20 protein-coding genes are annotated in these 21,087 nt (G+C 60.9%); 13 read left to right on the top strand and 7 right to left on the bottom strand.

Annotated elements, in window-relative coordinates:
* Nucleotides 1–379: 379 nt before the first annotated feature.
* The 3 genes from AC0L3X_RS12280 to AC0L3X_RS12270 all read right to left on the bottom strand — a co-directional run bounded on the left by AC0L3X_RS12280 (nt 380) and on the right by AC0L3X_RS12270 (nt 3,591).
* Nucleotides 380–1,111 (bottom strand): protein-L-isoaspartate(D-aspartate) O-methyltransferase, encoded by a 732-nt coding sequence (locus AC0L3X_RS12280; RefSeq protein WP_084795290.1) that lies wholly within the window; start codon nt 1,109–1,111, stop codon nt 380–382.
* Between the two features lie 96 nt (nt 1,112–1,207).
* Nucleotides 1,208–2,395 carry a 6-phosphofructokinase gene (locus AC0L3X_RS12275; RefSeq protein ID WP_063985300.1) on the bottom strand — a complete coding sequence of 396 codons (1,188 nt, stop codon included), beginning with the start codon at nt 2,393–2,395 and terminating at the stop codon, nt 1,208–1,210.
* A gap of 50 nt (nt 2,396–2,445) precedes the next feature.
* Entirely contained in the window at nt 2,446–3,591 is a 1,146-nt protein-coding gene (locus AC0L3X_RS12270) for a fructose-1,6-bisphosphatase (RefSeq protein WP_063985299.1), read from the bottom strand.
* 713 nt (nt 3,592–4,304) lie between these two features.
* On the opposite strand from AC0L3X_RS12270, the gene AC0L3X_RS12265 reads away from it, so the two are divergent.
* Nucleotides 4,305–4,778: an Arm DNA-binding domain-containing protein gene (locus tag AC0L3X_RS12265; RefSeq protein WP_346283416.1), complete on the top strand. Its 474-nt coding sequence runs from the start codon at nt 4,305–4,307 to the stop codon at nt 4,776–4,778.
* A 240-nt stretch (nt 4,779–5,018) separates the two neighbouring features.
* Here the strand turns inward: AC0L3X_RS12265 and AC0L3X_RS12260 are convergent, their stop codons facing one another.
* On the bottom strand, nt 5,019–5,522 hold the full coding sequence (locus AC0L3X_RS12260) for a MarR family transcriptional regulator (protein WP_063985298.1): 504 nt from the start codon (nt 5,520–5,522) through the stop codon (nt 5,019–5,021).
* Nucleotides 5,523–5,666: 144 nt separating this feature from the next.
* Here AC0L3X_RS12260 and AC0L3X_RS12255 point away from each other — a divergent pair, with 144 nt between their 5' ends.
* From AC0L3X_RS12255 to AC0L3X_RS12230, 6 genes are read left to right on the top strand one after another with little or no spacing between them, the layout of a single operon-like run.
* Nucleotides 5,667–6,797 carry an amidohydrolase family protein gene (locus tag AC0L3X_RS12255; RefSeq protein WP_354132690.1) on the top strand — a complete coding sequence of 377 codons (1,131 nt, stop codon included), beginning with the start codon at nt 5,667–5,669 and terminating at the stop codon, nt 6,795–6,797.
* Nucleotides 6,794–7,897, top strand: coding sequence for an amidohydrolase family protein (locus tag AC0L3X_RS12250; protein WP_063985296.1), 1,104 nt, complete (start codon nt 6,794–6,796; stop codon nt 7,895–7,897). Before AC0L3X_RS12255 ends, AC0L3X_RS12250 begins: the two co-directional genes overlap by 4 nt.
* Nucleotides 7,897–8,310, top strand: a complete 414-nt coding sequence (locus AC0L3X_RS12245) for a Rieske (2Fe-2S) protein (RefSeq protein ID WP_063985295.1) — start codon at nt 7,897–7,899, stop codon at nt 8,308–8,310. The genes AC0L3X_RS12250 and AC0L3X_RS12245 overlap by 1 nt, the downstream gene beginning before the upstream one ends.
* A gap of 45 nt (nt 8,311–8,355) precedes the next feature.
* The gene (locus AC0L3X_RS12240; protein WP_231144277.1) at nt 8,356–9,372 is read left to right on the top strand and encodes an ABC transporter substrate-binding protein; all 1,017 of its coding nucleotides are present in this window, start codon (nt 8,356–8,358) and stop codon (nt 9,370–9,372) included.
* A gap of 7 nt (nt 9,373–9,379) precedes the next feature.
* The gene (locus tag AC0L3X_RS12235; RefSeq protein ID WP_231144278.1) at nt 9,380–11,143 is read left to right on the top strand and encodes an ABC transporter permease; all 1,764 of its coding nucleotides are present in this window, start codon (nt 9,380–9,382) and stop codon (nt 11,141–11,143) included.
* Between the two features lie 18 nt (nt 11,144–11,161).
* Nucleotides 11,162–12,280 carry an ABC transporter ATP-binding protein gene (locus AC0L3X_RS12230; protein WP_063985292.1) on the top strand — a complete coding sequence of 373 codons (1,119 nt, stop codon included), beginning with the start codon at nt 11,162–11,164 and terminating at the stop codon, nt 12,278–12,280.
* Between the two features lie 14 nt (nt 12,281–12,294).
* Here AC0L3X_RS12230 and AC0L3X_RS12225 read toward each other — a convergent pair whose 3' ends face one another.
* Together AC0L3X_RS12225 and AC0L3X_RS12220 are read right to left on the bottom strand one after the other, a co-directional pair.
* On the bottom strand, nt 12,295–13,347 hold the full coding sequence (locus tag AC0L3X_RS12225; protein WP_231144279.1) for an ABC transporter substrate-binding protein: 1,053 nt from the start codon (nt 13,345–13,347) through the stop codon (nt 12,295–12,297).
* A gap of 5 nt (nt 13,348–13,352) precedes the next feature.
* Entirely contained in the window at nt 13,353–14,681 is a 1,329-nt protein-coding gene (locus AC0L3X_RS12220; RefSeq protein WP_063985290.1) for a Rieske 2Fe-2S domain-containing protein, read from the bottom strand.
* A gap of 156 nt (nt 14,682–14,837) precedes the next feature.
* Here AC0L3X_RS12220 and AC0L3X_RS12215 point away from each other — a divergent pair, with 156 nt between their 5' ends.
* Together AC0L3X_RS12215 and AC0L3X_RS12210 are read left to right on the top strand one after the other, a co-directional pair.
* Nucleotides 14,838–15,317, top strand: coding sequence for a MarR family winged helix-turn-helix transcriptional regulator (locus tag AC0L3X_RS12215; RefSeq protein WP_063985289.1), 480 nt, complete (start codon nt 14,838–14,840; stop codon nt 15,315–15,317).
* A 48-nt stretch (nt 15,318–15,365) separates the two neighbouring features.
* Entirely contained in the window at nt 15,366–15,743 is a 378-nt protein-coding gene (locus AC0L3X_RS12210; protein ID WP_231144281.1) for a YybH family protein, read from the top strand.
* 287 nt (nt 15,744–16,030) lie between these two features.
* Here the strand turns inward: AC0L3X_RS12210 and AC0L3X_RS12205 are convergent, their stop codons facing one another.
* The gene (locus tag AC0L3X_RS12205) at nt 16,031–16,372 is read right to left on the bottom strand and encodes a hypothetical protein (protein ID WP_473316422.1); all 342 of its coding nucleotides are present in this window, start codon (nt 16,370–16,372) and stop codon (nt 16,031–16,033) included.
* Nucleotides 16,373–16,812: 440 nt separating this feature from the next.
* Between AC0L3X_RS12205 and AC0L3X_RS12200 the strand changes: the two genes are divergently transcribed.
* The 4 genes from AC0L3X_RS12200 (at nt 16,813) to AC0L3X_RS12185 (ending at nt 20,719) form a co-directional block, all read left to right on the top strand.
* Nucleotides 16,813–17,943 (top strand): ABC transporter substrate-binding protein, encoded by a 1,131-nt coding sequence (locus AC0L3X_RS12200; protein WP_081369351.1) that lies wholly within the window; start codon nt 16,813–16,815, stop codon nt 17,941–17,943.
* Between the two features lie 101 nt (nt 17,944–18,044).
* The gene (locus AC0L3X_RS12195) at nt 18,045–18,983 is read left to right on the top strand and encodes an ABC transporter permease (RefSeq protein WP_224517721.1); all 939 of its coding nucleotides are present in this window, start codon (nt 18,045–18,047) and stop codon (nt 18,981–18,983) included.
* Entirely contained in the window at nt 18,977–19,765 is a 789-nt protein-coding gene (locus AC0L3X_RS12190; RefSeq protein ID WP_063985287.1) for an ABC transporter ATP-binding protein, read from the top strand. The genes AC0L3X_RS12195 and AC0L3X_RS12190 overlap by 7 nt, the downstream gene beginning before the upstream one ends.
* 153 nt (nt 19,766–19,918) lie before the next feature.
* Complete coding sequence (locus tag AC0L3X_RS12185; protein ID WP_063985286.1) at nt 19,919–20,719, top strand: class I SAM-dependent methyltransferase; 801 nt, start codon at nt 19,919–19,921, stop codon at nt 20,717–20,719.
* The last annotated feature ends 368 nt before the right edge of the window (nt 20,720–21,087 follow it).

Raw genomic sequence — 21,087 nt, 5'->3', positions numbered from 1 at the left:
GTGCCGTGACGGCGGCGGCTTTGGTTGCGCGTACGTGCTTCGCAGCTTGCTTCACCCGTGGCATGGTCGCCATCCTTTCGGAAGTTGTCGTGAAAGGGTCAGCTTGACGTAGCAAGTGTGCCTGTACGTCTAGAAATGCGACCTAGCGCATTCGGTTCCCCTTCGCGCGCGGGTCTTTTTGAGTTGCAACTGGTGGCGGACCCGACTGACCGTCTGACGATGTCCGTTAACAGGGGCAGAGCGGAAGTTGGATTTCGCGGCGGTCAATGCGGATTTTGACCCGAAGCCGACAGGTTCGAACAGCTGGCGCTTTCCGCAAGGCTCCAGCCAGCGAGGCGACTGCGCAAGTGCTGCTCAAGAATTAAACGTCGATTGGTTTCTAATCTGGTGAGCGCGTAAAGGGTACAAACCGCACGAGGCTGGCGGCGCGCGTTGTTGTCTTGCCCGGGCCGGTTTTTTCCACCACCGTGAGCTGCTGAGTGGTGTAGGCAGGTCCCACCGGCATCACCAGCCGGCCACCCAATTTGAGCTGCTCAATCAGCGGCGCCGGTACGTGCCCGAGCGCTGCGGTGACGATGATTGCTTCAAAAGGACCGCAATCGGGCCAGCCGGCATAGCCGTCGCCAAGCCGAACGCTCACATTGTCATACGCGAGGTCCTTGAGCGTTTTGGCTGCGGCTGCGGCCAACTGCGGGATGATCTCGATGGTGCAGACCTTTCGCGCCAGGTGCGCAAGGATGGCAGCCTGATAGCCCGAACCCGTACCGACTTCGAGCACAACATCATCGGGCGCGACGTAAGCCAGCTGAGTCATCAAGGCCACGATGAATGGCTGCGATATGGTCTGGCCGGCGCCGATCGGAAGCGGCATGTCTGCGTATGCGATGGAGCAAGATCGCTCAGGGATGAACAGATGGCGTTGTGTTTGCCCCATGGCCTCAAGGACTCTCCCCGACAGCCCCTGCTGTCCCAAAACACTGACGTGGGACCGGGCGTAGGACCGGATGGTTTCGACCATGGCGGCGCGTTCGAGGACGCATTGAGCGTCCTGTGCGGTCACTTCGCGCACGACGGTCACCATAGAAAGCACGAGCAGCAGCAAGGTCCTCATGAGCCGTCTCCCCGATCTCGGTGGCGCGGCGGCGACAAGGCCGGTTGCGACGCACCCGCAGCAACCAGTCATGCCGGCGCTTGGGTCACCATCTATCTATGACGCGCGGTTGAGAAAGATCGGCAACCCCTGCTTGTTGCCGTAGATGGGGCGATAGCGCTCCGTGTTGTAGCTGCTGGCGACGTCCAATTTGCGCGGGCCGAGCTTGGCGTCAGGGATGGGCACGAGGTCGTAGCAGCCCTCTACCAGCGCCGACATGAGGCCGGTCTTGCCTTCCAGGATGGCATCGTAGGCCATGTTGCCGAAAGTCAGGGCCACAAGCTTGTCGATGAAGTCCGGATCGCCCGATCGCAGGTCGTAGGTGAGGTCGGAGGTGATCGTCTCCTCGCCGGCGCGCCGCTTGATCTCGTCGGCAAGCGATTCCGCCACGTTGGCCTTCTTGCGGTGACCGTAGGCGTCAGGCTCGCCGTATTCCTGCAGGTTGAAGCCCTCCCACTCGGCACCCTCGCTGAGCACGATCAGCGCGTAGTTGCTTGGGTTCGCTCGCTTCTCCTCGAGGAGCAGCTGGATCAGTTTGTCGAGGTTGACCTTGTACTCCGGTATGACGCATCGTATCGAGGTCGCATACGCGGCGTAGAGCGCTGTGAATCCAGCATCGCGGCCAAAGACGCGGAAAATGCCAATTCGCTCATGCGAGCCGACAGTGGTGCGCTGTCGCTGGATGGCATCGCTGGCGCGGGTGATCGCGGTCGAGAAGCCGATGCAGTACTCGGTGTTGCGGACGTCGTTGTCCATCGTCTTCGGGATGGCGATGATCTTGACGCCGAGTTCGTTGAGCTTGGCCGCATAGCTGAGCGTGTCGTCGCCGCCGATGGCGATCAGGTGTTCGATTCCGAGCCCCGAAAGGTTCGCCAGCACCTGGCCGGTGAGGTCCCAGGTCTTGGTTACGATGCCGTCCTTGGTACTCAGGGAGACTGGAACGTCCCTGCCGACGAGATGATCGGGCAGCTTTTGTATTTTGGACGGATTGATGCGGCTCGAGTGCAGCACGGTGCCGCCGCGCCGGTCGATAGTGCGAGTGTTTTCACGGTTGAGCGGGATGACATAGTGAGACCTGCTGGTCGGGTCCTCGAGGTTCAAGTGCGTGAGGGCCTCCCAACCACGGCGGAGACCGACGACCTCGATGTCGTTCTCACTGCCGCGATAAGTCACGCTCTTGATGACTGCGTTGAGGCCGGCGACGTCGCCGCCGCCCGTGAGAATGCCGATGCGTCTTTTCGCCAAGCCAAACCTCCCAGCATTGGCAGGTCGTAATAATGCACAGCGCAGCTTCGCTACTCGGCCGCTTCCGGCTTGCGCTCCTCACGCAGCCGAAATCGCTTCACGAGTGCGGATACGGTGTCGCGGAAGCCGCCATATTCCAGCTCAGAATAGGGCAGCATCGCAGCGCCGGACCAGCCCTGGCTGCGCATCTCGATTGCCTTGCGTTGCGCGCGCCGGCGCACCTCGTCCCACGCCGGGTTGTCGAAGAAATCGGTATAGGACTCGGAAAAGCGGCCGTCCTTGTCGACCGAAAAGCCAGCGCAAGAAACGATCGGCAGGCAGTACATGCCAGTGACCGGTGTATTGAGCGGCACGGGCATCAGCGGCATCACATGCGAGCCGCGCGCATCGCCGCCCACGAAGTGTGCCTTGGCGAAGGGCGAGATAATTTCCTCGGGCGCCGGGAAAATTCCCTGGTTTCTGATGATTGCGACCGGATCGTCCTTGCCGGTGTACTTGCCTGCGATTGCGTGAAGACGTTGCGCCGACACGGCGGCGGCAACCTCGCCATATGTTTGAGAAACGATGCGATCAATGCCAAAGCGCTCGTTGTCGCGGAGCAGCGCGGCAATGTGGTAGTTGTCCTCGGGCGCGTCGAGTTCGATCACGCTGTCGCCCGCCGTGTGGTCCATGTCGATGACATGGAAACGGAATCCCTTGATCATCGGGGGTAGCATCAGCCCGGCGCAATACATGGGATCAGCGAAGGCGAGGTAGAGCGGCAGGTTATAGGCGCCGGGGCCGCATTTGTCGGCGGCAAACACCATGAATGATTCCGCGGGTCTCGGCCCCGAGAGGCTGTGGTCGAAGCTGAGCTCGGCGACGCCCGGGCCGGCACCGCGAATGTTTCCGGAAGGTGCGTCTGCGAGAAGATCCTGGCCGGCGCCGTAGAGACCGGAAGTCCTTGCAACCGAAGTGGCCGCAAGAAACGCCTTCCAGGCGAGTTGATGGATCTCGGAGCTCCCCTCGCCCCGAGTGTGCGTCATGATGATCGCAATGTCGTCGCCGGTGTGGCAGACAAAACCGTCGATCAACAGACCATTGCAGATCGCCTTCGCGACCTCGCCCTCGACAGCTGCCATCATGCGTGAAGATGGTTTCGTATGCCCGCCGACTGAGCCAACGTCAGCCTTGATGACCGAAAGAGTGAGTCTCATGAGCTTTCTCTCCGACCAGCACAGCGCGACGCCTCTGCGCAGGCTGCGCCGGGGCGACGGCGCTGCTCATACGCCGGAAGAACGTCTGATGTTACGTTAGGTTCCGCAGATGCCCTTCCTGCTCGAAAAATCCGCTTCCCGAGATATTCAACCACCTTAAGGATCATACCAGAACCGATAGGATAAGTAGATCATGCGCCATCATTTTCTACGGTGCACGAGTCCGGTTTTGGCCCGCGTGATACATGCCGGTGCAGTCTGACGATTTCCGTTCACAGGGGTAGACCGGAAGAGAGCGGCATTGTCCGCCGCTTGTGCCCGCACTGTAGGTAAGAAGGTGTCGAAACCACTGGAGAAGCGGCAGCCCAAAGAGCTCAGCAAGCGCCAGCTTTACGCCATACTAGCTGAGGCGGTCAGGAATACGGACTAAGAGCTAGCCCGCGAAGCGCGCCCGCCCTCCATAGTCCTGAAACGGGAAATGATATTGCCCGTCAGAATGCGGCGTCTATTGCAGATCGTGCCAAGACCGGGAAAGTTCGGCAATCTATGACGGCGTGTTCCGCCCGTGAATACACCGTATGGTTGGCCCAGAACAAAACGGGCCACGTTGTCATTTCAAACTAGGCCACTGTCGCCGGAAACAGGCCAGTGCCAAGACTTTGACAGTGGTCCGACCAGATCGACTTGCTTGAGGATGGGAGACCGCTTGGCCTATCACACAGCCCCTCAAAAGTGACCAACGGAAATTATTCGCATTTTCGCAGTGCCGTCATCATCTTCTCAGCCAGCAACAACAACGGCGACGGTCTCTACCTCGTCATCGCGATTGCAAGAACTGGTGCTACCGGTACTGGAAAGAAGGTAAGCCGCGCTGGCTCGGTCTAGGATCGCTCAAGGACGTGTCGCTAAAGGACGCGCGGCTTGTCCGCGACGCAGCGCGTCTTCGTGTCAAAGGCGATCGCAGCGCACCCGGCGTCGACATCGTGTGGAGAAGCGAGCGGCGCCTGAGGAAGCGAAAGCCGGAGAGACCAAGGTCACCCTGCCTACTTTCGAGCTGTGCGCCGAAATCTACATGCGCAAGCACTGGTCGATCTGGAGCACGAAGCATCGCGTTCAATGGCCGTCGTCGCTCAAACGGTACGCTTACCCGGCAATTGGAAACTCACGATCCCAGAGATCAAGCCTAGCCACGTCTACGAATTGTTGCGGGCGATCCGGGTTGAAAAGCGAGAGACGGCTACAACTTTCAGAACAATGCACCACCTAGCAGGACTTTGGGGCGATCCGAAACCGCCGGCCGTCTCCCTAAGGAGGGCAAGAGCGTCGCGCGTGCCGTGAGTGAGACGGGGGCATCCTATCGAGAAACATTCTGCGGGGTGGACTTGAGCATCGTAGCTCATTTGATCCTGCCGCTGCTGTGGGATCCGTTAGTGCTCCCAATCAGCATGATCCAAGGCATTAGAAAGCTGATGTAAAAGTTGCGACAATTGTTGTTTGTCGGCGGTTGGGAAATCTTTGAATAGCCGAGCCTCGCGCTTACGCGAAGCTTCGGCCATTCTCGTGGCGAAATCTCTACCTTCGCGGGTAAGCTTGGCGATGGCGGCTCTGCCACGGGAGCGAGTTTGCTCGATCGAGATCAGCCCTCGATCCGCCAGGACGGCGAGACTGCGACTTGCTGCAGCCTTGTCGATGTCGGCGGCGTCGGAAAGCTCACTGACATTGAGGGATTCGATGCTCTTGAGCGTCATGAGAAGACGCCATTCCACGATGCCGATGTTCCAGGCCGCGCGGTAATACGCGGTCGCACCTCTGTTGAGGCGCATGCCGAGGGTCGACACCAGCACGGCCACATGCTCACGAGCCAGCATTCCGGCACTCCGAGAACGTTCGTCCGAAGCTTTCTCCCTCTCGAATTTCTTGGTCGCCGGCATTTTCGAAGATCTCCAATGGACTTCGTTCCAAGTCCCGCATTTTGCAGCGCATTGATCCAGATCAAATTTCTTGACAAAACATTTATTGACATATCAACATAGAGCCCAATCTCCCAATTCCAAGAAAAAAGTGGCGAGAGTGACATGGAAGGAAACGGCTTGGTCGCCGGTCTTGATGAGGCGAGGACGTATGCCGGCGCAATCGATTGCGACCTTCACCCGGCGGTGCCCGGGATGGGCGTCCTCCTGCCCTATCTGGACGACTATTGGCGCGAGATGGTCTCCGTCCGCGCGCTCGATCGTCTCAATCTGAGCCTGACCAGCTATCCGCAGAATTCGCCGCTGTCCTGTCGTCCAGACTGGCTTCTCCCGGGCGGTGCGAAGGCTGGCTCCTCGCTCGAAGCGATGCAAGACCATGTGCTCGATCGGTTTCGACCACGCTATGGAATTCTGAACTGCCTCTACGGCGCGCAGGTCCTTCACAGTGAGGATATGGCGGCAGCGTTCTGCCGGGCGACCAACGACTGGATCAGAGATCACTGGCTCAACCGGGATCCGCGGCTCCGCGCCTCGATCGTGATCCCGTCGCACAACGCGGAACTCGCCGTGGCGGAAATCGACCGCCGCGCCGACGACTTCCGGTTCGTGCAGGTGCTTATGCTGGTGTCCGGTGAAACGACGCTAGGCCGGCGACATCTCTGGCCCATCTACGAACGCGCCGAGCGCCTCGGCCTGACGATCGGAATTCACGCAGGAAGCGCCTATCGATGTGCGCCTACCGCGGTCGGGTGGCCGTCATACTATGTCGAGGACTATGTGGCGCAGTCCGCAGCATTCGAGAGCCAGCTTCAAAGCCTGATATCGGAGGGCGTGTTCGCGAAATTCCCCCGGCTCAAGATCGTTGCAATCGAATCCGGATTGACGTGGCTGAGCGGATTCATCTGGCGCGCCGACAAGACATGGAAAGGTGTGCGAGCCGAAGTTCCGTGGGTCACGCGCACGCCGTCGGAGATCATCCGCAACAATGTGCGTTTCACCGTCCAGCCGGTCGATGCGGCGGACGACGGCGAGGCCATCATGCGGCTCGCCGATCACATCAAGTCGGACGAGCTGTTCCTGTTCTCGACCGACTATCCGCATTGGCATTTCGACGGGGAGGCGGTCCTCTCCGGCCGGCTCCCTGATGCGCTTTTCCGCAAGATCGCCAGTGAAAATGCGCTCGCCACTTACTCGCGATTGGCCACGGCCGATCAGATCATGGAGGTTGTGCCATGAGCACCGTTGAGCTGGAGCGGCCACGGGCCTCGAACTACAAGCTGAAAGTCATCGATTGCGACATCCATCCGGCGATGACGTCCTGGACCGAGGTGCATCCTTATCTGGAAAGGCAATGGATCGAGCATCTCACGGTCTATGGCAGCCACCTGCGCCACGCCTTCTCCGAGGCACTGTCGCATCCGCGCATGTCGCCCGACGCTGCGCGGATCGATGCCTATCCGGAGGAGGGCGGGCCGCCGGGATCGAGCCTTGACCTGATGAAGAAGCAGCACCTCGATCCGAACGGGATCGAGGTGGGCATGTTGATACCCCTGCGCTGGAATCCGGGCAGTCAGAGAAATCTCGACCTTGGCGTCGCATTGACCCGCGCGATGAATACCTGGCAGGTCGAACGCTGGGTGAAGCAGGAGCCGCGTTTGAGGGCCTCGGTGCTGATCGCCCAGGAGGACACGGTTGCCTCCGTCGCCGAGATCGATGCCAGGGGAGGGGATCCCAACTTTACCCAAATCCTGATCCTGCCCAAAACGGACGAGCCGCTCGGACGCCGGCGCTACTGGCCGATCTATGAGGCGGCCGTGCGCAACAACCTGCCGATCACGATTCATGTCGGTGGCACCAACGGCCATCCGTCGACCGGCGGCGGATGGACATCCTATTACATGGAGGAACATCACTCGGTCGCCCAGACCATGCAGGCGGTCGTGGCCAGTCTCGTGTTTGAAGGCGTCCTGGAGCGCTTTCCCGAGTTGCGCGTCGTGATCATGGAGGGCGGGTTGGGCTGGGTGCCGTCGCTCAATGCGCGCATGGACAAGCACTGGGCACGCCTTCGGAGCGAGGTTCCTCACGTGAAGAAGCCGCCGTCGGAATACGTGTGCGAGCAGGTGTGGTTCAGCACGCAGCCGATGGAAGAGCCGGCGACGTCAGCCGAATTGATCGATCTGTTCGACAGGATCGGATGGGACCGGCTGCTGTTTTCCACCGACTACCCGCATTGGGATTTCGACGATCCGCGCTACGCGTTTCGCGCCAATCTCACGCAGGCCCAGCGCGAGCAGCTTCTCTACGAGAATGCGCGCAAGTTCTACAGGCTGGACTGATGGCGCGGCATGTGGTTGCGACCGTGGATCAGATCCCGCCGGGCCAGCGCCTGCTGGTCCAGGTCAATGGACGCGAGATCGGCATCTTCAATGTCGAGGGCGAGTATTTCGCCGTCGGCAATCGTTGCCCGCATGAGGGGGCGTCCCTGTGCAAGGGGCGCATCGTCGGGCTCGTCGAGGCGACGGGGCCCGGTGACTATCAATACAGCCGTCGCGGTGAGTTGTTGCGCTGCCCGTGGCATGGCTGGGAATTCGATCTGCGAACCGGGCGGTCATGGTGCGAGCCAGATCGCACCAAGGTCCGAAGCTATGAATTGAAAGTCGAGCCCGGAGGCGCGCTGATCGAAGGTGAGCTGCGCGCCGAAACGTTTCAGGTCACGATCGACAAGCAATATGTTGTCCTGGAAGTCTGAAGACCAGCGGATTGCCAAAGCAAAAAAGAGCATTGGGAGGAGTAAGTGTTGTTCAAGCTAGGGATGTCGGCGGCTGTCGCCTGTTTCGTGGGTCTGTTGAGCTCCGCGCACGCCGAGGACGGTTCTTGGGACAAGGTCGTCGAGGCCGCCAAGAAGGAAGGCAAGGTCGTGGTCTACAACATGGCCTTGGGCGCTCCCTACTTCACGGCTGTCCTCAAGTCGTTCGAAGCGAAGTACGGAATTCCGGTCGAGAGTCTCGACCTCCGTGCCAGTGAGCTCTCCGAGCGCATCCGCACCGAGCAGGCGGCCGGCCGCTTCCTGGGCGACGCGGAAATGGTCACGACGACCATGATCGAGGAGCAACTCAAGAACGGCGATTTCGTGCAGAAACTGCCGCCGATCCCGAATGCCGCCCATTTGCGACCGCCGTTCAAAGCCAATGAATACAGCGTGCCGGCCTTCATGCAGCCGATGGGCATCCTCATCAACACGCGGCTGGTCAAGGAGCAGGACATCCCGACGAGCTGGAACGATCTCAACGATCCCAAATGGAAGGGCAAGATCCTCTCGGACGACATGCGGCCGCTCGGCAGCGGGAATACCATGTTCGCCATCCTGGAAAAGACCATGGGCATCGACTTCAATCAGAAGCTCGCCGAGCAAAAGCCCGTGTTCAGCCGCGATATGCGAAACGACGCGCGGCGCGTCGCTCGCGGCGAGTACGCCATCTATATCCCGCAGATCTTTGCCTTCACGTCCGATCTGAAGGGGCTGCCGGTGAAAGTCGTGATTCCAAAGGAGGGTGCACCTTTCGCGGAGATGGATCTCGCGGTGCTCAAGAACGCGCCGCATCCCAACGCTGCGCGTTTGTTCATCGACCACTTCCTCAGCGTCGAGTCGCAATTGCTCTACGCGAACGCCTGGATGCTTCCGGTGAACGCCGCGGCCGCCGAGCGCGCCAATCCGGACGCGCAGCAGTTCGTGAATGCCAAGATCATTGGTCCCGCCAAGCTGGCTGAGCGCTCCTCGATGATGGATCTCGCCAAGAAGCTCTATCCCTGAGAGACCCATGAGCGTTTCAGCCGGAGAGGGAGTGAACAACCTCGTCGAGAGGCGTACGACCGGCCTGAGCGGGATCGGGCGGTGGCTGCAGGCGACTGCGGCAGGCCGCCTTGCGGCGCTCGCTCTGCTCGTCGTCGTTCTCGCCTTCCTTTCCGTCTATCCGCTGTCGATGCTGCTCTATGGAAGCCTGCATTCGACGCCGCCGGGAATGGCCGGCACTTTCAATCTAGACGGATATCGCGACGTCATCACGCTGCAAAGCGCGGTGACACTCCTCAACACCGTCGGCATATCCCTGGCCAAGACCATCCCTTCGGTAATCCTGGCCGTCCTGCTCGCCTGGATACTGGCGCGAACGGACACGCCATTCCGGGCGGCTCTGGAAGTCCTGATCACGCTGCCATTCTTCATTCCCCCCATCCTGACCGCAATGGCGTGGGGCATGCTCGGCAATCCGCAGGTCGGATTGCTCAATCAGCTCTATCAGTGGGTCACGGGATCGGAGACAGCGCCGATCAACGTCTATTCATATGGCGGCGTAGTCTGGCACATGATGCAGTATTCCGTGCCGTTCCTGTTTCTTCTTATCGTGGACGCCTTCCGAGCGATGGATCCGAGTCTCGAGGAGGCGGCGACCATGTGCGGCGCATCACGCCTGCGAACTTTTCGCTCTGTCACGCTGCAGCTTATGCTGCCCGCGCTGACCGGTGCGGCCATCCTGAGCTTCATTCGCGGCATCGAGAATTTCGAGTCGCCGCTCTTCTTCGGCTCACCGGCGGGAATTCGGGTCATCACGACGGACATCTACGACTCGATCAACCAGCGGTCGCCGCCGCAATATCAGTATGCAACCGCGATCAGCTTCGTCATCATGGCGCTATTGTTCCTGATCGTTCTTCTGCAGCGGCGGATGCTGCGCGGCCGAAGTTTTCAGACCATCACTGGCAAGGGCTATTCGCCTTCGGTGATGAAACTCGGTGCATGGCGATGGGCAACCTTTGCCTTTTGCGTTCTGTTCTTTGTGGTGACGGTGGTTCTCCCGGTCGGACAACTCGTCATCGGCTCGTTCTTCAAGTTCTTCGGGTTCTACCAGTGGGACATGCTGACCCTCGAGCACTATCAGGCGGTATTCGGCAGCAGCGAGTTCTGGCGCGGGTTCAGCAACACGATGTTCCTGGGCCTCGTCGGCGCCACGCTGACGATGTTGCTCGGCGCAACCGTCGCCTATGTCTCGGTCCGAACGAAGTGGCGAGGCCGGTTGCTGATCGATTCGATGGCTTGGCTGCCGTGGATGATGCCCGGTATCGTCCTTGGTGTCGGGTTTCTCTGGGGGTTTGCTCTGCTGCCTCACGCGATTCCGATCTACGGCACGATCTGGGCGCTGCTGCTGGCCTATATTTCGCTTGGGACGCCGCTTTCGGTGCGCGCCATGTCGAGCGCATATGCGCAGCTTTCGTTCGACCTCGAGGAGTGCTCCCGGGTGCATGGCGCAAGCTGGCTGCAAACCATGAGGCGCATCGTCCTTGCCCTGGCCTGGCCTTCCTTCGCCGTCGGATGGGTGCTGGTGTTCTTCGGCATCATGCGCGAGCTGAGCGCATCCGTTCTGCTCTATTCTGTCGGCTCCGAGGTGTTGTCTGTCGTGCTGCTGAAGCTGTGGGCGAACGGCAATGCGGAGCAGGTCAGCGTGATCGGGCTCATCATGATGGTTCTCGTGATCGTCTTCCGGTGGGTTCAACTCAAGTTCATCAGCAGCCGTATCGGTGGAATGTGACCAGGCTTGGATCGTGCCATGTCGAATGTCGTTCTTGAGAAAGTAAGCCGGAGCTTCGGTAATTTCGTCGCGGTCGACGGCGTCGACCTGCGGGTCAGCGAGGGTGAATTCGTCACCCTGCTGGGGCCGTCGGGGTGCGGCAAGACCACGACGTTGCGGATGGTCGCGGGCCTCGAGCAAAATTCCGGCGGCCGCATCAGCATCGGCAACGAGGTCGTCAGCGATGCGGCTCGCGGCGTCTTTGTTCCGTCGGAGCGCCGGCGGCTCGGCATGGTCTTCCAGTCATACGCGATCTGGCCGCACATGACCGTCTTCGAGAACGTCGCCTATCCGCTGCGGGTGCGCCGCAAATCCGCGGCCGAGATACGCGATCTCGTCGCCAGGGCACTTCGCCTCGTCGAGATGCAGGATTTTGCCGAGCGGCCGGCACCGGCGCTGTCCGGCGGCCAGCAGCAGCGGGTCGCGATCGCGCGGGCCCTCGTCTTCGAACCCAAGGTGCTGCTGCTCGACGAGCCGCTCAGCAATCTCGACGCAAAGCTCCGTCTGCAGATGGGCGACGAGTTCCGTTCGATCCAGAGACGGCTTGGGATGACGAGCCTGTACGTGACACATGATCAGGCCGAAGCGATGGCGTTGTCCGACCGTGTGGTCGTGATGGATCGCGGTCGAATCCAGCAGATCGGAGCGCCCGAGGAGATTTATCGCTATCCCGCAAACCGGATCGTGGCAGCCTTCTTCGGAACACCGAACCTGCTGGAGGCCAGTGTGGAGGCCTGCACGCGGATCGACGATCGCCGGGTGCGGCTCAACGTCGTCGGCAAGGGCTGGCGTGGAGCGTGCCAGTCGGCAAGCGAGATCCGGCCCGGGCGGCCCGTGACCGTCATGGTTCGTCCCGAGGACGCCCGTATCGCGGCCCCAGATGCGGCTCACAGTGACCACGAACTTCGATGGTCCGGACAGATTGCGCATACGATCTTCCGCGGTCCGATCCGGTCCGTCGTGGTGCAGACGGACGATAGCCGCCTCAATGTCGATGCGCCGCCGTTCGGTGGCTTCTCCGTCGGAGACAATGTGACCGTCGTCGTTCCGCAGCAGTCGGCTTGGGCTGTGCCGGAGCAGGCCGGCGCAGCCCCTTAAGCCGGGAATGCCTCTCAGCGATAGATCTGCTGAGCCAAAGACAGCATCTCGTTCATGCGTTCTGGATCCGTGGTGCCGAGAAGCTTCGTTGTTTCGATTTGTGCCACCGCGGGATCGACACCGGTCAGCGCGTCCGCCGTGGTCGGCAGCAGCCCGAGCCTCGCAAGGTTCTGCTGCATCGTCTTGCCCAGATAGTATTCCATCAGCAGCCGCGCCGCGTTGGGGTGGGGTGCATTCTTCAGCAGCGCGAGATCGTAGCCGACATAGGGCAGCCCCTCCTTCGGCGCGATGAACTTGACCGGGAGGCCCTTAAGTTCGAGCAGCGACGTCAGGCTGTCGGGGATGTAGAGCGGGTATTCGCCGCGCGCTACGCGGCGCTCATTTGCGGGTATCTCCCGGCTGAACTTCAGGTCCTGCTGGGCAAGCTTCTCGTGGAAGGCGCGCCCGTAGAGGTCCTGCAGGACCGAGAAGAGCACGCCGCCGCCGCCGAGCGTCCGCGGATCGTCGCTGAGGATTTTTCCTTTCCAGCGCGGATCCGTCAGGTCGAGCCAGCTTTTCGGCTCGTCCGCCGGCTTGACCAGCATGGTGTTCGCCAGGATGCCGTATACGATGGCAAAGACAGGGAGCCGCATGCCGTCGCTTGGGAAGTCCGTCTTGAGACGGCCGAGGCTGGGGAGGGGGCCGTGCGGTTCGAAGACACGCTCCTCCTTGATCTGCAGCGTGGTCGTGGTCCGCCCGTTCTCGGAGACGTCGGCTGCGTTGCGGCCCGCAGCCTGCTCGATGCGGATGCGCTCCCGGACTTCGCTCGCGCGTGCTTCGAGAATGTCCACGGTGATTCCGTAGGCGGACTCGAAGTCCTTCTTGAGCTCCTTGTGCGCGGCAAGGCCGACGAACGCGCTGTAGAGCACCACGCGGCCTTCCTTCTTTGCGGCGGCGACCAGCGAGGACCATTCACCCTCCGCTCTCGACGGAGCCATGATCGACGGCAGGATCGAAGAGGCCGTCAGTCCAAACACCGTAGCGCGGCGCGTGATGCGCGCGCGCGTTTCCCGGTCCGGCGTGGCCATTGTCGCTACTCCGCGGCTTGCGGGCTCGGGGCACGCCAGCGAATGGCGGTCTTCAACTTGTCCTGATAGGCCTCGAGCCAGTCGATCTTCGCGTCAGCGTAGTAGGAGCCTGCGCGCGCGTTCCAGAACACCTCGGCATCGTCGACGCCGGGCGGCACGGTGCCGCTGTTGGCGAATGCCCGTGCAGCGTTGAGCAGGCGCCGCCTCGTCCGCGCGATCATCACGTCGCTCGGTGCGAGATGTTCCTTGGTGTGATCGACGATCGGCCCCATGCTTTCCGTGACGGCTTGGTCCTGCATCACGATGTTGCGGATGCCGGTGTAGATCTTGTTGGTGCGCTGAGCTTCGCGATCGATCTGCCAGTCGTTGCCGATGTTCTGGACCGCACGCCAGCGCCCATACCAGTCCGTGGTGTTGGGTAGATAATCGAGACCGTCGGCCCCGGGGATGCCACCACCGGATTTCAGCTTGGAACTCGAGTAAGTCGCCCCTTTGGCGCGGCCGCCATAGATCGAGATCAGCATCGTGTGAGTGTCGTCCATGGGCACCCACGCCTTGGCGACCACGTGGTCGGCAAAGTCGGCGTTCGGGGTCTGGGTCCAGAACGGCAGTGAGAAATGCGCCATGCGCCAGTGCATTCGATCGTCCGCTTCCGGCCGAAACGCGCCGTACATCGTGCCCCAGTCGGTCTCGGTGACCTTGTACTCCGGCGCTCGGTTGGAAACCGTGTGACGGGCCGGGTGGCCTTCCTCGAAATCATCAGGGTTGATGTGTCCGGCATGCAGGAAGCCGAAATGCGACGTGTCGATATCGCCTTCGAGGCCCTGGAGCCAGTTGGCTTCGCGTTGGAGGATGGTGACGGTCAGATCCTGCTCCGGAACGAACAGCGCTTCGTGCATCGGCATCGGCGGCGCCTCGGCCCGCGCGCCCATGTAAACCCATATGAGGCCCGCGCACTCGCGAACCCTGTAGCTTTTTGCGCGGACCTTTTCCTTGAAATCCTGCGGAGGGGGGACGTTCGGCATTTCGAGGCAGCGGCCGTCAACGTCGAACTTCCAGCCGTGATAGACGCAACGGATACCGTCCTGCTCGTTACGGCCGAGGAACAGCGAGGCACAACGGTGCGGACATTGATGATCCAGCACGCCAACCCGGCCCGAGCTGTCACGGAAGGCAATGAGCTGCTCACCGAGCAGCATCAGGCGCATTGGATCGCCGTCGACTGATAGTTCCGAAGAGAGAGCGGCGGGTATCCAGTATTGCCGCATCATCTCGCCCATGACCGTACCCGGGCCAACCAGCGTCAGATCCTGGCCGTCAGTCGATTTCGACATGGTGATCCTCCTTGGTTCTTTTGAATGCTTATTATTTGCATTATGCAAGTAATTCGCCCCTGCGTCAATGACGCGATCGTCCGGAAAGCGAGCGGTTGAGCGGTGCAGTGCAACTCGTTATGGTTCTGCTCCCTTCACCGCGAGCAAATTGTCTTGATGAACAAGGTCAGCACGATCCTCCCGCTCGAGAACTGGACCGGGTACCGGTTCGGTCTCATCGCTTCGCGGCTGGGCAGCTTCATCTCCCCCATGTACGAAGATCGTTACGAGCTGACGATGCCGGCCTGGCGAAGCCTTGCGGTCATTGCCAGGCATCAGCCGCTGACGGCCACGCAACTTGCGACATTGACCTCGTCCGACGCGTTCAAGGTCGCGCGCTCCATCGAATTGCTGGTGCGTCGAGGGCTGATTCATCGTGACGTGGATAAGGCAGACCGCCGCCGCGCCAGCCTGAGCCTCACGACCGATGGCCGCAAGGTCTACAAGGATATCGAGAAATTCGTGGTTCGGGTCGAGCGCAAGCTCATGGCCGCGCTCGATCCGCACGAAGTCGAGGTTTTGAGGCGAAGCCTAGACAAGCTCGATCAGCAACTGGAGACCGAGATCAAAGCGCAGGGCCGCGAGAAATTCCTGTAACGGTCTTCAACACTACTCATTTGTCTGCTCGGCGCGCCGGGAATTTCGTTGGCCGCGGACGCCAAGGGGGACGTGGAGAAGGCTTACGCCGCTTGGGATGCCGCATTTAATAAGCACGACGAGAAAGCCATCGGCGCCTCCTATGTCGCGACGGCAAAATTGATGCCGCCCACACATCAGGTCGCGTCGGCGCCGGCCGAGATCGAGAAGTTCTTTGCCGGACTCTTCGCGAGCGGTGTGACGGATCACAAGTTGGAGATGATCGATGCCGGCGGAGACGACAAGGTAGTCTTCGGCGCAGCCAAGTGGAGCGCTACGGGTAAGGACAAGGAGGGCAAGCCGTCTCCCTTCAGTGGTTTGGCGACGCACGTCTTCGAACGCCAAGCCGACGGATCGCTCAAATTGAGGCTGCAAACATTCAACTAAAGCGGTCGAACCTTAATCGGTCCGGCGAGGCGGCGGCCTTACCGGACGCCCAAAGGGCTACTTGTCTCCGGTGCAAGATATGTCTGGGTTGGGTCAAACTGCGACTTAACGGGGAGGGCAGTTCTTGGCGAAACGTGGACATTTGCCCTGATCGGCACGTCTCCGAAGAGCCAAGATCAGAGTGATCGTCGCATTCGGTCGCGGCGTGGACTTGCTACGATGACGTGAGGATTCCGCAGCTATCCTCTCATACAACGCCACCTCTACGCGCTAGTGCGGCAGAAGAGCTATCTGCTGGGGTCATTTGGAGCAACGGCCTCCTCGAACAGCTCAATCTTACCGCGCGTGTTGTCTGTTAGCGCAAAAACCTCGTAAAAATCGATCTGCGGCTTCATGCCGTAGCGCTGGATGATGCCCTCGAGCCACGGCCCGGTGTAGAACGCCGTAGCGTCCTCGATACGCTCCCACTGGTACACGCCGCCCGCCCAGCCGCTTTCGGACCAGATGAAGTGCTTGCTGATCAGCCCCGTCACCCCGCGGAAGTTGGGGGCGATCATGTGAAAGTGCTCGCGACACGCGGCGTGGTCGATCTGCGGCGGCAGTGTGTATCGTACAACGGCGGTAATCATGCGACCTCCTTGTAAGTATGCCCCGGCGCAACATTGATGCCATTCCCGGGATCAAGCTAGCGAAGCGGGAAGCCGACCATTCCAAAGCATGCTGAACTTAGCGTCGAAGTTCAGCCTATCCTGCATGATCTCGGTCCGGGCGTTGCTCAATTCGCGCAACGCAGGCTCCATGCATGCTGGTGCGTGTCGACTCAGATATTGACCATCTACTCGCGCCGATCGCGATCAAATGCGACAGACGCCGCCGTGAGTAGGTCAACACGATTGACAAGAGCCTTAATCGCCGCGCGGCTATCTCCTTCCAATTTTTTGCGTTAATGTGAAGCTCTTCACACCTGTGTAGCAGACGGGCTCGGATGATGCCCAAAGAGAGGTGAGCTAAGGCCCCGCAAAGCGCCGCCCAGTTCTATTCCATTCACACGCGAGTTTGGGAGTGACACATGGAAAAGCGCGAAATTGGCAACAGCTTGACGAAAGGTCTGTCCGAAGCGAAGCGGGGCGCCTTCTCCCGCCGCTCGGTGTTGACGTTGGTTTGCACCCTCGGCGCCACGGCGCCGCTTGGAATGTTTGGAGCGGCTCGCGCGCTGACGGCATCCGGGACTGGATCGCTGTCTTATATTCCCGGCGAGCCTCTTATTTGTCGCGCCGCAGCGAGCAGTGAAGAGCTGCAGGGCCCACCCCGCCAACTCAAACTCGCCTGGAATGCGAACGCGGCGTGCACCGTCGCTGCGGCAGTCGCAAAGGAGCGGGGTATCTTCGCCAAGCACAACCTCGATGTCGAATTCGTCAATTTCGGCGGTTCGACCGACCAGTTGTTGGAGGCGATTGCAACTGGCAAGGCGGATGCCGGTTTGGGATTGGCCCTGCGCTGGCTCAAACCGCTGGAGCAAGGTTTCGACGTTCGGATCACCGCCGGTGTGCACGGCGGCTGCATCCGGCTCCTCGGCTCCAAGGCTGCGAATATTGACAGCCTGGAATCCCTGCGCGGCAAGGCCATCGGGATTAGCGATCAATCGAGCCCAGCGAAGAACTTCTTTTCGATCTACCTCGCCAAAAAGGGCATCGATCCGGCCCAAGAGGTAGAGTGGCGCCAGTACCCGGCCAATCTGCTCGCGCTTGCCGTCGACAAGGGCGAAGTGCAGGCGCTGGCCGAGATAGATCCGCTGCCCTACCTCTGGCTCAAGGAAGGCAAACTCAACGAGATCGCGACGAACTTGACGGGTGAATTCGCCGACCGCACCTGCTGCGTTCTCGCGATACGTGGCAGCCTCACCCGAAGCGAAATGCCGGTGGCGGCCGCTCTGACCCGATCGATACTGGAGGGGGCAGACCTAGTTGCCAGCGATCCCGCCGATGCCGCAGCAATCTATTCGGGCTACGGCGGGAGAGGATCCGTAGAGGATCTCGCCACCATGTATCGTAGCCATACTCACCACAATCACCCGGTCGGGGCCACGCTCAAGAAGCAGCTTCTACTCTACACCGACGAACTCAAGGCAGTGAACGTCATGAAGCGAAGCACTGACCCGGCCAAGTTCGCCGAGCGGATTTATCTTGACGTTCTAAGCTGAGCCGATTGGGAAGATCCGCAGTGAGCTCGGTCATCGATGAAGTGCCGAGGCCATCAGAGAAATCGGGTTTCGGCTTTTTTGAAAGTTCGACCACTCGGTCGTTGATCGGCGGACTGTCTGTTGCCGCCGCATGGTCTATGGTCGCCGTGCTCACTGCGCTCTGGCCGGATAAGCCCGAGAGCGATTGGGCCTACACGGGCGGCTTCGCGATTGCCTGCGGCGCGTTGGCCCTTGCGCTCGCCCTGGCAGCCTTTGCCGGCGTTCGTTTTGTTGCTTTTCAGCGTCTCCAGCGGCTCTCCCCGTGGCTGTTTGCGCTCGCGCTGTTTTTTGCTGCCTGGGAGGCCGTCACAGCAAAGCTTGGATTGCTGCCGTTGCCGTTCTTTCCGCCGCCGCAGGCCATTGTCGAAGTCGTAATCGATGATTGGGGGCGGCTGGCTGAAGGCATCTTCGCCTCAGCGCGTCTGCTCGCGACCGGTTACTTTCTCGGTGCGGCGGTGGGGTTCGTAACCGGCGTGGCGATCGGCTGGTCGCGGCTCGCCGGTTATTGGATCCACCCAGTTTTGCGGTTCATCGGGCCGCTGCCCGCGACAGCTTGGCTGCCGCTCGCATTTTTCGTTTTCCCGTCGAGCTTCAGCGCCAGCATTTTCCTGATTGCGCTCGCCACCGGGTTTCCGGTCACCGTGCTGACCTGGTCGGGCGTCGCCTGCGTGAAGAGCGCCTATTACGATATTGCGCGGACATTGGGAGCAACCCAGCGCTTCCTCGTGCTCAAGGTTGCCATTCCGGCGGCAATGCCACATGTCTTTGTTGGCCTGTTCATGGGTCTCGGCAACTCGTTTGCGGTTCTTGTCGTAGCCGAGATGCTGGGCGTGAAGGCGGGGCTCGGCTGGTACCTGCAATGGGCGCAAGGTTGGGCGGCCTATGCCAATATGTACGCCGCGCTGCTGCTCATGGCGTTCTTGTGCTCAGGGCTGATCACGCTGCTGTTCCGCTTGCGGGACCGCCTGCTATCCTGGCAGAAAGGTCTGGTGCGATGGTAGCGGCGATCGCAAGCGATCACGCGGTCCGTGGATCGACGCTAACGCTCCGCGAAGTGAGCCACAGCTTCGATCTCGAAGGGCAGCCCCTGCCGGTATTGGACCGCATCAGCCTTCAGGTCGGCCGCGGCGAATTTGTCGCTCTCCTGGGGCCGAGTGGGTGCGGAAAATCGACCCTGCTGCGGCTGGTCGCGGGGCTCGACACTCCAACAGCCGGCTCCCTGCTAGCGGAGGGAAGAGAGATCGAAGCACCCGATCCGTCGCGTGTCGTCGTTTTTCAAGACCCAACGCTCTATCCATGGCGGACGGTACGGAGCAACGTTGCGCTCGGTCTGGAAGCCCGCGGGTTGCTACGCACTCATGGCGGGCGTATCGAAGACGCCTTGCGCCTGGTGGGGCTCACGGGCTTCGCCAATGCCTACCCGCACCAGCTTTCCGGTGGCATGGCGCAACGCGCGGCTCTGGCGCGTGCGCTTGTCAACGACCCAAAGCTGCTCATTCTCGACGAACCTTTGGGCCAGCTCGACTCGCTGACTCGCATCGCGATGCAGGCGGAACTCGTATCACTTTGGCAGCGCTCGCGCTTCACGGCGCTGATGGTCACGCACGATGTCGAGGAGGCGCTATTGCTTGCTGGCCGTGTCATCGTGCTGAGCGACCGGCCTGCACGGGTCAAGGCTGAAGTCGTCAACAGCCAGCCCTATCCTCGCCACCGGGGCGATCCGCACTTCGTTGAGCTTCGTCGCGAGGTGTTTGGGCAACTCGGCCTCGATGAGGCATGGTAGCCCTCAAAAGGAGCTCGCCGTGACGGATCTTCTCATACGCATCCACAGAGCAAGCAGCACGGCGTTCTCGCTGCGATCGCAATGCGATTGCGTTAGCGGCTGTGCAGCCACCTCCTGGAAATCTAAAAATCTGGGAAGCGCACGGAGACTTCGATGACCTCAGAATTCAACGTCCACAGCGCCGCGGGCTATGAGCAGCTCATGGGCCGCTGGAGCCGAAGACTCGCGCGGAAATTCATCGACTTCACAGGGATTTCCGACGGCGAAAGGATTCTCGAGATCGGCTGCGGCACCGGTAGCTTGACCTTCACGCTCGCCAAAGCTGCCGACCTCGCCGAGATTACCGCGGTCGACTATTCGCCAATCTTTGTCGAGGAGGTAATCCGGCGCAACACAAACCCGCGAATAAAAGTCCGACAGGCGGATGCCTGCGCCCTGCCCTTCGAGGGCGGCACGTTCGATCGCGCTTTGGCGCTTCTCGTGCTCCAGTTCGTTCCCGAAGCCGGTAAGGCAGTAGCCGAGATGCGCCGCGTCGTTCGGCCGGGCGGCGTGGTCGCGGCAGCGGTGTGGGATCATCTCGGCGGGATGCCCGGCATGCGCATGATGGTCGACACGGTGGCGGCACTCGGTGAAAGCGGGCGCCAGCTGCGCAGTCGCTATTGCTTTCAACCAATGATGCAGCCGGGCGAACTGAGACGGACTTTTGCCGAACAGGGTCTCGTGAGCATTGCGGAAGTAGAGCTGATGATCCGCATGGACTACAAAAGCTTTGCCGACTATTGGACGCCGATTGCCGCTGGCGAAGGGCCGCTCGGCAAGTATGTGGCAGCGCTCGATGCTGCGGAGCGAGCGCGCACCGACGCCGCCGTGCGCGATGCCTACGAGGCCGGCCGGCCCGATGGCCCGAGGTCCTTTGCAAACGTCGCGTGGGCGTGCCGAGGCATCGTTCCCTAACTCGACGGCCAGAGCGGTCTCTTCCGAGGTCCTGGCTATCTGAGTGCCCGGGTGGAAAGTCGATGAACGTCTGGGCTTAACCAGGACGAGCAGGCTTGCTGCTCTGCTACGCGGACACGAGAAGATTGGCGAAGTGGAAACTTTTCATTTTCTGCTTGAAGTCAGGTGAGTGAGCGTCTATGCGTTTGCCAGCGTTGCCCGTCTGTCGGGCGCTCTCTTTGGCCTAGATGCCAAGGGAAGCATGCACGCTCTTGATGCTCCTCACCTTGTTGAGTGACACAACAGTCGACATAAGTCGATTGGAGTTCATTCATCGTCGGTGAGGGTGTCGGGAACCCTTCCACTCTGGAAGGTTGGGGCCACCTGGT

Source organism: Bradyrhizobium sp. MI1.7 (genome assembly GCF_055811795.1).
Note: the sequence above shows the minus strand (reverse complement) of the source record. Positions and strands in the feature narration are given on the sequence as shown.